This is a genomic window from Pseudomonas sp. H9, from assembly GCF_004353925.1.
Taxonomy (GTDB): domain Bacteria; phylum Pseudomonadota; class Gammaproteobacteria; order Pseudomonadales; family Pseudomonadaceae; genus Aquipseudomonas.
The window spans coordinates 183,273-196,988 of the sequence record NZ_SMOK01000010.1 but is presented as its reverse complement, the minus strand read 5'-3'; the positions used below and the strand labels follow the sequence as shown (position 1 = coordinate 196,988).

The following is a 13,716-nucleotide window of genomic DNA, read 5'->3' as shown; positions in this document are numbered from 1 at the left end:
CATGCTCAATCTGCCACCGCGCCTGAAGCCGCGTCTGAGCGGCGCGCAGCTCAGCAACCTGCACACTTTTGCTGTGGCTGCACGGCATTTGAGCTTCCGGTTGGCAGCCGAAGAGTTGTGCCTGACCGCCAGTGCGGTCAGCCACCGTATCGCCCGGCTTGAGCAGGTGCTGGAGCAGCGTCTTTTCGAGCGCCTGACCCGGCGCATCCGCCTGACGGCTGACGGGGAGCGCCTGTATCGCGTGGTACAAGCGTTGCTCGACGACCTCGACCAGGCCCTGCAACCGCAGGCGGCCAGCAGCCTCAGCGGCGCACTGACCTTGTATGTGCGCCCGTCAATTAGCCAGTGCTGGTTGGTGCCGCACTTGGCCGACTTCCAGCAGCGCTACCCGCAGATCAGCCTGGACATCCGCACCGGCAACGAGCCGGTGGATTTTCGCGCCCGCCATATCGACCTGGCGCTGTTGTATGGCGATGGGGCGTTTCCGGGGCTTGCCAGCGAATTGCTGCTGACCGAGCAGGTCGCGCCGGTGTGCAGCCCTTTGTATGCCGCGCGTCATCAGTTGATCAACACGCCGCAGCACCTGCAACACTGCACGCTGCTGCACGATGCCCTGGCCTGGGAGCACGCTGCGTATGACGCCGAATGGCAGCACTGGGGGCGGCAGCACGACCTGCAGGCATATCTACCGAGTGTGGGCTTGACCTTTGATCGTGCAGACCTGTGCGCGCTCGCCGCGAGCCACCATGTCGGGGTGGCCATGGGGCGGCGGCGCTTGGTGCAGCCGTTGATTGAGCAAGGCCAGTTGATCTTGCCGTTTGGTGATTTTGAGCCGGCAGCCGGGCAGGGCTACTACCTGGTCTATCCGGTGCGTGAGCCTTTGCCTTTGCGCATGCAGGTGATGATTGAGTGGTTGCGTGAGGTTGCGCAACGCGCTTCGTTCTAGCCGCCGGTCATGTTCATGAAACGCAGGATCTGCACTTCGCCATTGATATCGAAGTGGTGCTGGTAGGGCTTGAGGGCCATGGCATCGCGAATGGCTTTGTCCAGACGGGCAGTGTCGCCGGGGTGCGCACGCAATACCTGCTTGAGGTCGCTGGCATGCTCGTTACCCAGGCATAGCAACAAGCGCCCTTCGACGGTCAGCCGCACCCGGTTACAGCTGCCGCAGAAATTATGGCTGTGGGGCGAAATAAAGCCGATGCGGATCTGTGGCGCTTCTGCCAGGCGCCAGTAGCGAGAAGGGCCTTGGGTGGATTCGGCTGACTCGATCAAGGTGAACTGTTGCGCGATGCGTGCGCGTACTTCATCGCTTGAGCAGTAGGACTCACTGCGCTGATGCTCACTGATGGTGCCCAGCGGCATTTCTTCGATGAAGGAAATATCCAGCTCTCGGTCGATTGCAAAGCGCACCAGGTCGTTCACTTCACTGTCATTGCGACCCTTGAGTACCACGCAATTGAGTTTGGTGCGGCGAAAGCCGGCCGCGCGTGCGGCGTCGATACCGGCAATCACCTGGGCAAGGTCACCGGTGCGGGTCAGCGCTTTGAAGCGTGCCGGGTCCAGGCTGTCGAGGCTGATGTTCAGGCGTGACAGCCCGGCATCGAACAAGGGTTTGGCCAGGCGTCCGAGCTGCGAGCCATTGCTGGTCATGCACAACTCACGCAAGCCCGGCAACGCCGCGACGCGGGCACACAGCTCGACAATGCCCTTGCGCACCAGCGGCTCACCGCCGGTCAAGCGGATCTTGCGGGTGCCCATACTGACGAAGCGCTCGGCGACTTGATACAGCTCTTCGAGGGTCAGAATGCGCTGGCGGGGCAGGAATTGCATGTTTTCGCTCATGCAATAGACGCAACGAAAATCGCAGCGATCGGTCACCGACATGCGCAGGTAGTCAATCTTGCGATTGAATCCGTCGATCAATGCCGCGTGGCCCGCAGTTTCGTTCTGGGGAGTTTGCAAGGCGTTTACACAGGCTGGTGGTTTGTAGCGAGCATAGGGAGGTGCCACAAGCGGGTCAAATAGCTTTTAGTGACCGTTCGATAAGCGTCGTCTATCGCTATCAATCACGTCGTTTTCAGGTGATTTGATGAAACCTCGCCGCGCGAACGGCCTGCGCCCAAGGCCTAGGGTTATGATGTTGCGAAATATTACAAAACCGGGTGAGGACTATGCCGTTAAAGGATTTGCTGTTGGCGCTGGTGGTGATCGTTGTCTGGGGGCTGAACTTTGTCGTGATCAAGGTCGGCCTGGATGGATTGCCACCGATGCTGCTGGGAGCCTTGCGCTTTGTCTTGGTGGCGTTTCCGGCGGTGTTTCTGATCAAACGTCCGCAGTTGCCCTGGCGTTGGCTGATCGCCTACGGTGCAACCATTTCCCTGGGGCAGTTCGCCTTTCTCTTTGAGGCCATGCACAACGGTATGCCACCGGGGCTTGCCTCATTGGTTCTGCAGTCTCAAGCATTTTTCACCCTGTTCTTCGCTGCGATTTTTCTCGGCGAGCGCTTGCGGGTGGCCAGCGTTGTGGGGCTGCTGGTCGCGGCTGGCGGGTTGGCGCTGATCGGCAGCGAGAACGCTGCCCACGTGCCATTGCTGGCCTTGATGCTGACGTTGTGTGCGGCGTCCATGTGGGCCATGGGCAATATCATCACCCGGCGGTTCGGCAACATCGATCTGGTAGCACTGGTGATCTGGGGCGGGTTGATTCCACCACTGCCGTTTTTTGCCCTGTCCTGGTGCATCGATGGGCCGCAGGTGATCGAAAATGCACTGCGCGGTATCAGTTGGCACTCGATTCTGTCGCTGGTCTACCTGGCCTTTATTGCCACCATGCTCGGCTACAGCCTGTGGGGCCGCCTGTTGTCGCGCTACCCGGCGGGCAAGGTGGCACCGTTCTCGTTGCTGGTGCCGGTGGTGGGCCTGAGCTCATCGGCGCTGCTGCTCGACGAGCGCCTGACGCTGTTGCAGGGCGGGGGCGCGCTGTTGGTGATGCTCGGCTTGTTGATCAATGTCTTCGGGCCGCGTTTACTGGCGGCCCGTACGGTCGCGCAAGGCAGCGCTTGACTGACAACAAACGCTGATAAGGGGAGTCGGCACATAACCTGCAATGCTTCCACTGGTCGGGCTTTTGGTTTTTGCCTAGTCGGTCTGTAAATGACCGGCTAGTCTCAAAGTCACTTGGTTCGGTATGTCTATTGGCCATCAGTTGCTAGCCAGTACCGACCCGTTATCCAGAGGGAGAAAGGGCATGAGCGAATCCTACTTTGAGGATGAGGGAGAAGAGTTTCCAATCAACAGTCAGGTGCGTTGCGGTCAGGCGGCCTTTCGCCTGGGCTTTGCCCACATGACGCAGAACGATGCCGACCAGGCAAAACCGTGCCATTTGCAACGCGCCAAGAAGGGGCGCTTCATGCCCAGGTATCCCGTTAAAAAGTGAACTGGTTCACACCACCCCGCACGTCGTTGCGGGGTTTTTTATGCATTGATTGACCTTGCTCAACGGTTGCGACAGGGGCGCTCGCTTGAATCGCTCTTGTATGCGTTACTTATCCGGATGCATTCACTACAGGGGATACTCGATGCGAATCAGGGAAGAAACATATTGGGAGTGGGCAGACCCACAGCTGCACAGCCGCAGCCACGACGAGTTGCTCAGTGATGGCAGCAGCATCGATGTTCAAGTCAGGTTATCGCGCACGGGCGCCACGCAACTGTTCCTCGGCGTGTACGCCAGCCATGGCAAGGCGATGGTTGAGGAGTACTACAAGAACCGCCCGGGTGAGTCCATGACCCGGGCGATGGTGTGGGGGGTAGACCGGGCCAGGGCCTTGCTTACCGGCGGCCTTCCTGTGGAACAGGCTCCGTTGCGGCGTCAGGCCTGAGTGTGACGGTTGCGGCTGGCCTGGACAATGCGCTGGGCCGGCACGTGCAACTGGCGTAGCAGGTACTCGGAAAATGCTGCCGAGTAACCTTGTAGTGCGATGGCTTGGGCCATGCACTGCAACCAGATTTCGCTGTGGGACTCATCGATCGGCCAACGGGCATGGAAGGCCGGAATGGCGATCGACCCATAGCGTTCACTGAAAAGCTTGGGGCCACCCAGCCAGCCACTGAGAAAACAGGCCAGTTTGTCCCGTGAAGCGTCGAGGTTTTCGGGGTGCATCTGGCGCACCGAGCGGGCGTCCGGGCGTTCATCCATCAAGCGGTAGAAATCATCGACCAGCCGACGCAAGCCATCAATGCCACCTGCTGCCTGGTAAGAGGCATCACCGGTGCCGAATGCCGGGCTGTTCATGGCGTATCTCTCTGAGAAAAAGCAGTAGGAGCGGGCTTGCCCCGCGATTGCGAATTGTCAGCGACATCGCATCGCGGGGCAAGCCCGCTCCCTCAGCAAGCCTGCTGTCAATCAAGGTTTCAGCAGAGACGGTCGATCACCGCAATGCCTGGTTGGTTTTGCAGCGCTGCCCACTCGCTTTGCAGGGTCTGCAGAACACGGCCGACATACTGGGTGTCGGCGGCGGCTTTCTTGCCAACATAGCCTTGGCCGCGGCGGTACATCTTCAGCCGGGCACGCATGTTCGGTGTACGTTGCTCGAACTGTGCTTCATCGGTCAGTGTTCCCAGCTTGTCCAGGCGTACTTCGCCGGCTTCGCAAACCCAGAGGATGTGGCTGTCGAGCGTGTCTTTGCGCGCAGCGAACAGTTGAGCCAATTCAGCAACAGTTGGTTGGTTGTTCAGATTCATCATAAAGCCCCCTAAACCTTTGGTAGTTGAGTTCAAACTCGGCGCACGTCATGTAGCGTTGAAAGAAAGCTGCTACAGCAGCGTCACAACTGGGGGCTTTTACATTCTGCCTTTTGGGCAGTACCCATCCGCATACAGCTCATGGATCCTTTGAGCTGCCTGGAACACCCTTGCCAGTATCCCCGATCGGGGAGACGGCCTCATCATGCAAGGGGCGACGAACGGCGTCAATAGGTTTTGTAGTGATTTTTTTGCTTCACTACATCTTGTCCGACAATACCCGATGTCAGCGCTGTTGATGCGTATCAGTCCGGATACAGAGCAAATGTTCAATCATGCTCATACATGTATTGCAGGGAGAGACCCATGAGTTCGTCGGCTAGCACACCGGATGCGCAATCCACCCGGGTCAAGGTTCCGATTGGTTTACTGCTGGGGGTTGCGGCCCTGGTGGGGGTGTTGATGCTGCCGTTGCCAGCCGATTTGCCGGTAGCCGGGCATCGGGTGTTGGCGATTCTGGCGTTTGCGGTGGTGGTGTGGATCAGCGAGGCCGTGTCATACGAAGCCAGTGCAATCATGATCACCTCGTTGATGGCGTTTTTACTCGGCACCGCGCCGACGGTCGCCGACCCTTCGGTGATCTACGGCTCTTCGGCAGCCATCAGCCTGGCGTTGACCGGCTTCTCCAACAGTGCCCTGGCCCTGGTAGTGGGGGCGCTGTTCATTGCTGCGGCCATGACCCACACCGGCCTTGATCGGCGCATCGCTCTGGTGACGCTGTCCAGTGTCGGTGTCAGCACCCGGCGCATCCTGATCGGTGCCGTGGCGGTGACGATTCTGCTCAGCCTGGTGGTGCCCAGCGCCACGGCCCGTAGCGCCTGTGTAGTGCCGATCATGATGGGGGTGATTGCTGCCTTTGGCGTCGACAAACGCTCCAACATCGCCGCCGGGATCATGATCATCGTGGCCCAGGGCACCAGCATTTGGAACATCGGCATTCAAACTGCCGCCGCGCAGAACCTGCTGACCGTGGGTTTCATGGACAAGATGCTCGGGGCCCGGGTGTCGTGGATCGACTGGCTGATTGCCGGGGCACCCTGGGCAGTGATCATGTCGGTGGTGCTGATCGTGATTGTGCTGAAGCTGCTGCCACCGGAAAGTGACAGCATCCCCGGCGGCAAGGCGGCGGTGAGCAAGACTCTGGCGGAGCTGGGGCCAATGAGCGGGGCGCAAAAACGCTTGCTCGCAGTTTCGGTACTGTTGCTGTTGGCCTGGGCCACCGAGGGCAAATTACACAAGTTCGATACCACCTCCACTACCTATGCGGGGCTGGTGATCCTGTTGTTGCCGCGCATCGGGGTGATGACCTGGAAGGATGTGCAGGCACGAATTCCCTGGGGTACGGTGATCGTCTTCGGCGTCGGAATCAGCCTGGGCACGACCTTGCTGACCACCCAGGCCGGGCAGTGGCTGGGCGCGCAGGTAGTGGCCAACACCGGGCTGGATCAACTAGGTACGCTGGGGGTGTTTTCGATCCTGGCGGCATTTCTGATTCTGATTCACCTGGGCTTTGCCAGTGCCACTGCACTGACCTCGGCGCTGCTACCGATCTTGATTGCCGTGCTGCAGACCTTGCCGGGTGATTTCAGTCGCTTGGGCATGACCATGGCTTTGGGTTTTGTGGTCAGCTATGGCTTTATTCTGCCGATCAACGCGCCGCAGAACATGGTGTGCCTGGGGACGGAAACCTTCACGGCCAAACAGTTCGCCCGGGTGGGGATTGTGGTGACGGTAATCGGCTACCTGCTGATGCTGGTATTCGCCGCCACCTGGTGGCACTGGCTGGGCTGGATGTAGGAGCGGGCTTGCCCCGCGTCGATGTGGCTGACAGGCCGCAATCGCGGGGCAAGCCCGCTCCTACAGGCCAATGATCAGAAGTTCGCCGGGGTGTTGGCGCTGATGATTTCCGCTTCGTCCTGGCCGATGTTCTTGAAACTGTGGGGCAGGGTGGTGGGGAAGTAGTAGCCATCACCGGAGTTGAGGATACTGACCTGGCCATCAACCCGCAGCTCGATGGTGCCTCGGGTGACCAGGCCGCACTCTTCGCCCTCGGTGTGCACAATGGGCTCGTCGCCAGAGTCTGCACCGGGGGCATAGAGTTCACGCAGCATGCGCATCTGCCGGCCTTCGACACTGGCGCCCACCAGCAACAAACGCAGGCCGCTGTTGCCCAGGTCAGGTTGTTCGGTGGAGCGGAACACGAAACGCTCCTCGCGCGGCGGCTCGTCGAAGCTGAAGAACTCCGCGAGGGTCATGGGAATACCTTCGAGCAGTTTCTTCAGGGAACTGACCGAGGGGCTGACGCGGTTCTGCTCGATCTGAGAAATCGTCGAGTTTGTCAGCCCACTGCGACGGGCCAGCTCCCGCTGGGAGAGTTTGTTGCGTTCACGCACCAGTTTGAGTCGTGTCCCCGTGTCCATAGCCGCCTTATATATCGAAAATTTTTTGGCGGAGCATTAAAGCACATTCCGTGATGCTTTAGGCGGCTGCGGCCAGAGCCCGACCAGCAGCAGGAGCACGGCGACGATCAGATACGGCAAGCGAGGGTCGGCAGCGTAAATCAGGGTGCCTGCCAAGGGGCCGATCACCACGCCCAAGCCTTGTGCTGCGCCAATCGAACCCGCAGTGGCGCCTTGTTCCGAGGCGTCCATGGCGTTGGCGGCCATGGCGGAGAAAGCCGGGAACACCCAACCCATGCCGCAGGCCGATACGAAGAAACTGGCCCACAGCATCGGCGCGTTGGAGGCAACAGCGGCGGCGGCAAAGCCTGCGGCCGAGAGGCTGGCACCGACGCGGATCATCCGCAGCGGGGGCCATTGCAGCTTGCGCACCAGCAGTTGCGCCAGAATCAGCGCCACGCCGACCATGGTCAGGGCGATGCCGGCGGTTTGCGCCGCGTCCGCCGGGTTCATGCCCAGGCGATCGAGGGCGAAGAAACCAACAGTAATCTGCGCCACCGATACACTGAGCATGGCCACGAATGCCACCAGCAATGAGCGGCGCAAACGTGGATCGGCCAGGCGCACCGGGCGCGGCGCTTGCTTGAGGTGCAGCTCCTGGCGTTTGAGTTTGCGCAGCAACACCACGAATGCCAGCATCGGCAGCAGCGCCATCACATAGAACGGCAGGCTCAGGCTGTGGCGTGCCAGCAGTGCCGCCAAGGCCGGGCCCAGCACCAGGCCGACGGCGTTGGCCGCGCCCAGTGAAGCCAGGCTACGGGCGCGCTGCTGGGGCGGGATATTGTCGGCAATCAGCGCCGCACCGCCCACTGGCAGCGCGGCGTAGAAGGCCCCGATCAGACCGCGTCCGATCATCAGGCCGATGAATGCCAGCGTGGCGCTGGGCAGCCAGTGCAAGGCGCTGTCGATGAACAGGCACAGCGCCCAATATGCCACGGTGAAGCCTGCGGTACCGAGCAACAGCACGCGGCGTCGGCCGAGACGGTCACTGGCCAGGCCCCAGGGTCGCGCCAACAGCATCCAGATCACCCCGGCAACGGTCACCGCCGCCCCGGCCTGCCAGGTGGCCAGGCCCAGGGTGCGGGCAATCGGGCCAATCAATGAGGCGAACGCCATCATCGCCATGGTGCAGGCCATGTTGGCAATCAGTAGCGGGCGCAGGTCGAAGCGGCCCTCGGTGGTGTCGGTCGGGGCGAGCTGGGCGGGGTCCTGTGCGCGGTTCATGGCTGTCCAAGGCTTAAGAGGCAAGCGCTGCATTGTGCCGCAAAAGCCTTGTCGACGACATGCCTCGATAATAAGAATCGTTAGCGCTTTGCGCTCGGTGGGCGGTAGCGTAGCGGGGCGGGCCACATACTGCGCAACACCCCATCGCGGCGCACCAAACCATGCACCAGCGCCGCCCCCAGATGCACCAGCACCGTGGCGAACAACAGGTAGGCCAGCCAGCCATGGGCCTGGCGCAGCTGGGCATAGAGCGTCAGGTCATGGGGGGCGATGGCTGGCAACTGCAGAGGCAGCGGGTAGCCACCCGCCGAGAGCATGCTCCAGCCAATCAACGGCATGGCCAGCATCAGGGCGTACAGCAGCAGGTGCGAGGCGTCGGCGGCCAGGCGTTGCAGCGCCGGAAGATCAGCGGGCAGCGGCGGGTGAGGCAGGGTCAGGCGCAGCACGATGCGCACCAGCACCAACAGCAGCAAGGCCAGGCCAATAGCCTTGTGCAGGCTGAGCAGCCAGGTGTGGCGGGGTGACAGGTCGGCGATCATGCTTACGCCGACGAACAGCATCGCCACAATCAGCACCGCCATCAGCCAGTGCAGCAGGCGCGCCAAGGGATGGAAAGCAACGGGTACGTGGCTCATGGTTTCGCTCCCAGCGAGGCCGCTTCGCGGCTGCGGCGGTTGAAGGATTCCGAGTAAGCCGCCGAGCGGGCGGCGAGAATCGGGTCAGCGGACGGTTCGATGCCCGTCGGCAGGATCAGCGGGTCGAAATTGAGGTCGCGGCAGGCGCCTTGTTCAGGGCCGTCGACAGCTTCCACGACCAGGGTGCCGGCATCGACAGTGCGCCGTCCTGCAGGCCACGGTTGGCTCGGGTCATCGACCGGGTCGCCAGCTTCGGCCAGGGTCAGGCGTAGCGTCCAGCGCAAGGAGCCTTGTTGCAGACGCTGTTGCAGGTCGTGTTGCAAGTATTCACGGTCGTCGACCTGGCCAGGCAAAGCGGCGAAGGGTGTTTGCGGCACCAGGCTCCAGCGTACAAAACGGCGTTGGCCGCTGGCATCGACCAGAGCAAAGGCATTGATGCTGTTGTAGCTGGCATTGGCGAAGCTGTCGGTGGCTTTGTAGTCTTTGGCCCATTGCCGAAAGGCGGCGCTTTCCGGGTGTGCGGCGAAAAAAGCCTGGACGCGCGCCGGGTCCGGCTTGCCGGTGGCTGGGTCCGGGGCCATGGCCAGCACCTGCTGGTAGAACGCTTCGGGTGTGGCCACGGCCAGCACTGGCGGGGTGTTCATGCCGGTGCGCCAAACCTGACCATCGTCACTGCTCAACTGCAGCGCCAGGCTACGGGTGGGCACGCTGGCATCGGCTGCGTAAGGATTGCTGCCGCCAATGGCGAAACGGCCGATCACCGCTACGTTCTGCTGGCTGAACACCCGTGCACTGGACAGGTTGCGGGCCTCACCGCTGCTGAGAAAGTGGCCGCTCACGCACAGGCCCTTGGCATGATTCTTACGGTAGCCAGGGTAAGGCCCGGCCTGGGCTTCGAAGGTGTCGATGATGCGTTTCGGGGTCAGGTTGGGGCTGCCGATCCAGCCAGCAGCGTAGGCAAAGCTTGCGGCCAGGGCGCTCAGGCCCAGGCCGATTGCAGCCAGGCGCAGGGCGCGGGGACGACCGTGTAACGGAGTGCTCATGGCGGCGATCCGGGTCAGTGAATGAGCCGGTACGACGGCTGGTGCAGAAAATTATTCCAGGGCCTGGGAATAATTTTTCCTCTGCAGCGTCTGCCTCGTACACTGATCGCTTACAGGCCAAGACCCTGGCAATGAACGAACTTGATGATGACCAATTGCGCGAGATGCTCGAGCGCCTGCGCCGCTTCGCCTTGTGGCTGACCCGCGAGGCAAGCAGCGCTGACGACCTGGTGCAGGCCACGGTCGAACGCGCGCTCAGCCGTCGCAGCCAGCAGCGTGAGCACGACAGCCTGCGGGCCTGGTTGTTCTCGATCCTGTATCGGCAGTTTATCGACAGCAAGCGCCGGGAGCGTCGGCATGCTCGCTGGCTGGCCTGGTTCGGCCGCAATGAGGAGGCTGGCAACGCCACCGAAGACATCGTTCTGGCGCACGCCGGCCTGGCACAGTTTGCCCGTTTGCCCACCGAGCAACGTGCGCTGTTGTTGTTGGTCAGTGTCGAAGGTCTGAGTTACAAAGAGGCCGCTCAGGCCCTGGGCGTGCCGATTGGCACGGTGATGTCGCGGTTGTCGCGGGCGCGTGCGGCGTTGCGCGAATTGGCCGAGGGCACGAGCACGCCCCCGGTGATGCGGAGGTTGAAATGAGTGAGTTGATCCCGTCAGAAGACGAACTGCACGCCTATGTTGACGAGTGCCTGACACCCGAGCGGCGGCGCGCTGTGGAGGTGTACCTGGCGGCCAACCCCGAACACGCCCAACGGGTCGAAGGCTGGCGTCGCGATGCCCGGCAGTTGCGCGCCGCGTTGTCAGGCTTTGCCGGGCAAGTACCCAATCCACGGCTGGACCCAGCCCATGTGCGGCGTGAATTACGCCGGCGCCGGCAGCGGCGCTGGGCCAATGCCGCGGTGCTGTTGCTGACCCTGGGAATGGGTGGTTTCGGGGGTTGGCAGGTGCGCGAAGCCAGCCTGCTGGCCAACAACCTGCCGATGGCCGATGCCGTGCAAGCCCATCGGCTGTTTGCCGATGCCAATACCCTGGACCTCAGCGCCCGTGACCCGGCGCAGGTGCAAGCCTGGCTTGGCGCGCATTTTCGTCATGTCGGCAACCTCCCGGACCTGTCCGCCTATGGTTTCACACCTCTCGGTGCGCGACTGCTGAGCAACGAACAGGGCCCGGCGGCGTTGTTGGTGTTCGAGGATGCCCAGGGCCAAAGGGTGAGTCTGTTTCTGCGCTCACCGGGTGAGCACTTTGCGCGCATGCCCAGTGGTGAACGTATCGATGGGCAACTGCAGGCACGTTACTGGTCTCGTGGTGACTACAACTATGCCTTGGTCAGCGCCGCCTCTGACCGCCGTGGCGCACAATTGCGTAACGCACTGGGCATTGCCTTGTAGCCGGTCGCTCTGGTCAGGCGTAAGCTCGAAACTGTTTGACCCGGCAGTTCGTTCCATCACCTGTGAGGTAAGGCGAAATGAAGCGCAAGCAAGGTTTGGTAGTGGCAGCACTGTTGCTGCTGGCCGGCCAAAGCGCGCTGGCCTCGGCACCGGAAGTGAAGGATGCGCGTCTGGTTGCCCATGAGCAGGCAGTGCAGGCCTATGCGGCAAGAACCGGCAAGACCGTCCCGGCTGTTCAGGATTATCGCTACGGCACATCGCTCGATGTCGCCCGGCTGATTGAACAGACCCCTATGGCCCGTGGCTGTGAAGCGGCGCCAATGTTAATGACCTACGAAGATGCGTCCGGGCAATTGGTAACCCTGCGTTATCAGCTCGAAGGGCAATGCCCGCGCTTTCAGGCCACGCGTTGATACACCCCAGGCAGCGGCGCATGGGGGGCGTCGCTGTATGCGGGGAGCATTAAACAGCACAGATCCACGCAAGCCTCTTGGCTTGCACATGGGTATTAAATAGAATCAATCGCATTTGATTTCTTACCCGTGCAGGTGCGTTGAGATGAATCAAGCGGTGCCCCTTTCCGAGCAGACGCTTCACGGTCTTTACCGTGACCACCGTAGTTGGCTGGAAAGCTGGTTGCACCGGCGCCTGGGCAATCGCTGGGATGCGGCAGACCTGAGCCAGGACACTTTTGTACGGGTGCTCGCCAGCCCTCAGGTGCTCGATGAGCTGCGCGAGCCACGGGCGTATCTGCTTACCGTTGGCAAGCGCTTGCTGGTCAACTTCTATAAGCGTCGCAGCCTTGAGCAAGCCTACCTTGATGCACTGGCCAGCTTGCCTGAGGCTCTGGTGCCATCGCCGGAGCAGCGCTGGCTGCTACTGGAAACCCTGCAGGCACTCGATGAACTGTTGGATGGCCTGGCGCCGCAGGTTCGCCGGGCGTTCCTCTGGTCGCAACTTGAGGGCCTGGGCTACGCGCAAATCGGCGAACGCCTTAAGGTCAGCGAACGCACAGTCAAGCGCTACATGGCCCAGGCCTACGCGCACTGCTTGCTGGCCGACCTATGAACCGCAGCCGCCCCCCCGAGGCGCGTCAGTTGGCTCGCGCAGCTGCGGCCTGGCTGGCCTTGCTCGACTCAGGTAGGGCCAGCGCCGAAGATCTGCAGCGGCTTGAGCAGTGGCGGGCTGCCGACCCACGCCATGAGCAACTGTGGCAACGGGCTGAAGGCTTGCGCCAGCGCTTTGCCGCAGTACCGCCGGCTGTCGCCCTGGCCAGCCTGGACCGCCCGCAAAGCAATCGCCGCACCTTGCTCAAACGTGGCCTGGCCGTGGCGCTGTTGCTGCCGGGCAGTTGGTTGCTCAGCCAGCAGCTACCGCTTTCGGTGTGGCGTGCCGATCTGCGCACCGCCGTCGGTGAACGGCGTGGGGTGCGCCTGGCCGACAGCAGCCTGCTGCAGCTGAACACCGCCACCGCAGTGGACCTGGACATGGCAGCCCACCGCCTGAGCCTGATTGAGGGCGAGATAGCCCTCAGCGTCAACCGCGCCCAGGCAATTGACGTCGACTTCGGCCAGGGTCGGGTCAGCACCGGTCAGGCGCACATCTGCTTGCGCCGCGATAGCGACCGCAGCCAGATTTCGGTGCTGCACGGCACGGTGCAGGTGCAGCCTGCACAAGGAATGGCGCTGACACTGCACTATGGCGACCAACTGACGCTGTACACCGATGGCAGCGGCGCCATGGGGCGTTTCGACCCGCACATGCCTGACTGGCGCGACGGCGTATTGAGTGCCAACAACCAGCCGTTAGGCGAATTCCTGCGGGAAGTTGCCCGCTACCGACCGGGGATTTTGCGGTGGGAGCCGGCGCTGGAGGCGCTTAGGGTTACCGGTACTTTCCAACTGAACGACACCGACCGCATCCTTGAGCTGCTGGCTGCCAGCCTGCCGGTATCGGTGCAATCGCGCAGTCGCTATTGGATCACCGTGGTACAAGCGCCAACATAAATCACTGTAGGAGCGGGCTTGCCCCGCGAACGGTGTGACTGACAGATCGCTATCGCGGGGCAAGCCCGCTCCTACAGCAAGCCCTATCCCACAAATTGGCAAATGCGGGCGCACTTTCGGAAGCGTCTGACATATTTCCTAAGTAAACCTAGGT

17 protein-coding genes are annotated in these 13,716 nt (G+C 61.9%); 10 read left to right on the top strand and 7 right to left on the bottom strand.

The annotated features are described in order from the left end of the window. Nucleotide 1: 1 nt before the first annotated feature. Nucleotides 2-946 (top strand): DNA-binding transcriptional regulator DsdC, encoded by a 945-nt coding sequence (dsdC, locus tag E1573_RS07985; RefSeq protein WP_133212351.1) that lies wholly within the window; start codon nt 2-4, stop codon nt 944-946. On the opposite strand, the gene moaA is transcribed toward dsdC, so the two are convergent. Then, nucleotides 943-1,965 carry a GTP 3',8-cyclase MoaA gene (gene moaA / locus E1573_RS07980; protein WP_256659494.1) on the bottom strand — a complete coding sequence of 341 codons (1,023 nt, stop codon included), beginning with the start codon at nt 1,963-1,965 and terminating at the stop codon, nt 943-945. The genes dsdC and moaA overlap by 4 nt on opposite strands. A gap of 209 nt (nt 1,966-2,174) precedes the next feature. Here moaA and E1573_RS07975 point away from each other — a divergent pair, with 209 nt between their 5' ends. From E1573_RS07975 to E1573_RS07965, 3 genes are all read left to right on the top strand, one after another. Continuing rightward, on the top strand, nt 2,175-3,065 hold the full coding sequence (locus tag E1573_RS07975) for an EamA family transporter (protein ID WP_133212349.1): 891 nt from the start codon (nt 2,175-2,177) through the stop codon (nt 3,063-3,065). 184 nt (nt 3,066-3,249) lie between these two features. Next, nucleotides 3,250-3,438: a hypothetical protein gene (locus tag E1573_RS07970; protein WP_133212347.1), complete on the top strand. Its 189-nt coding sequence runs from the start codon at nt 3,250-3,252 to the stop codon at nt 3,436-3,438. Nucleotides 3,439-3,580: 142 nt separating this feature from the next. Next, a complete protein-coding gene (locus E1573_RS07965; protein ID WP_133212345.1) occupies nt 3,581-3,883 on the top strand; it encodes a hypothetical protein in 303 nt (100 codons plus the stop codon). Here E1573_RS07965 and E1573_RS07960 read toward each other — a convergent pair. Then, nucleotides 3,874-4,296 carry a group II truncated hemoglobin gene (locus tag E1573_RS07960; RefSeq protein ID WP_133212343.1) on the bottom strand — a complete coding sequence of 141 codons (423 nt, stop codon included), beginning with the start codon at nt 4,294-4,296 and terminating at the stop codon, nt 3,874-3,876. The two genes, E1573_RS07965 and E1573_RS07960, sit on opposite strands and share 10 nt — an antisense overlap. Nucleotides 4,297-4,415: 119 nt before the next feature. Further along, nucleotides 4,416-4,748, bottom strand: a complete 333-nt coding sequence (locus E1573_RS07955) for a hypothetical protein (RefSeq protein ID WP_133212341.1) — start codon at nt 4,746-4,748, stop codon at nt 4,416-4,418. Between the two features lie 363 nt (nt 4,749-5,111). Between E1573_RS07955 and E1573_RS07950 the strand changes: the two genes are divergently transcribed. Then, nucleotides 5,112-6,602 carry a DASS family sodium-coupled anion symporter gene (locus tag E1573_RS07950; protein WP_133212339.1) on the top strand — a complete coding sequence of 497 codons (1,491 nt, stop codon included), beginning with the start codon at nt 5,112-5,114 and terminating at the stop codon, nt 6,600-6,602. 74 nt (nt 6,603-6,676) lie between these two features. Here the strand turns inward: E1573_RS07950 and E1573_RS07945 are convergent, their stop codons facing one another. The 4 genes from E1573_RS07945 to E1573_RS07930 form a co-directional block, all read right to left on the bottom strand. Next, nucleotides 6,677-7,225, bottom strand: a complete 549-nt coding sequence (locus E1573_RS07945; protein ID WP_133212337.1) for a cupin domain-containing protein — start codon at nt 7,223-7,225, stop codon at nt 6,677-6,679. 36 nt (nt 7,226-7,261) lie between these two features. Further along, the gene (locus tag E1573_RS07940) at nt 7,262-8,488 is read right to left on the bottom strand and encodes an MFS transporter (protein WP_133212335.1); all 1,227 of its coding nucleotides are present in this window, start codon (nt 8,486-8,488) and stop codon (nt 7,262-7,264) included. Between the two features lie 80 nt (nt 8,489-8,568). Beyond that, nucleotides 8,569-9,123 carry a cytochrome b gene (locus tag E1573_RS07935; RefSeq protein ID WP_133212333.1) on the bottom strand — a complete coding sequence of 185 codons (555 nt, stop codon included), beginning with the start codon at nt 9,121-9,123 and terminating at the stop codon, nt 8,569-8,571. Next, complete coding sequence (locus E1573_RS07930) at nt 9,120-10,166, bottom strand: catalase family peroxidase (RefSeq protein WP_133212331.1); 1,047 nt, start codon at nt 10,164-10,166, stop codon at nt 9,120-9,122. The genes E1573_RS07935 and E1573_RS07930 overlap by 4 nt, the downstream gene beginning before the upstream one ends. A 131-nt stretch (nt 10,167-10,297) precedes the next feature. Here E1573_RS07930 and E1573_RS07925 point away from each other — a divergent pair, with 131 nt between their 5' ends. From E1573_RS07925 to E1573_RS07905, 5 genes are all read left to right on the top strand, one after another. Continuing rightward, nucleotides 10,298-10,807 carry a sigma-70 family RNA polymerase sigma factor gene (locus E1573_RS07925; protein ID WP_133212329.1) on the top strand — a complete coding sequence of 170 codons (510 nt, stop codon included), beginning with the start codon at nt 10,298-10,300 and terminating at the stop codon, nt 10,805-10,807. After that, nucleotides 10,804-11,556, top strand: coding sequence for an anti-sigma factor (locus tag E1573_RS07920; RefSeq protein ID WP_133212327.1), 753 nt, complete (start codon nt 10,804-10,806; stop codon nt 11,554-11,556). Before E1573_RS07925 ends, E1573_RS07920 begins: the two co-directional genes overlap by 4 nt. A 77-nt stretch (nt 11,557-11,633) precedes the next feature. Next, entirely contained in the window at nt 11,634-11,969 is a 336-nt protein-coding gene (locus E1573_RS07915; RefSeq protein WP_133212325.1) for a DUF2790 domain-containing protein, read from the top strand. A gap of 145 nt (nt 11,970-12,114) precedes the next feature. Beyond that, nucleotides 12,115-12,624, top strand: a complete 510-nt coding sequence (locus E1573_RS07910; protein ID WP_133212323.1) for a sigma-70 family RNA polymerase sigma factor — start codon at nt 12,115-12,117, stop codon at nt 12,622-12,624. Next, nucleotides 12,621-13,562 (top strand): FecR domain-containing protein, encoded by a 942-nt coding sequence (locus E1573_RS07905; RefSeq protein WP_133212321.1) that lies wholly within the window; start codon nt 12,621-12,623, stop codon nt 13,560-13,562. Before E1573_RS07910 ends, E1573_RS07905 begins: the two co-directional genes overlap by 4 nt. Nucleotides 13,563-13,716: the final 154 nt, after the last annotated feature.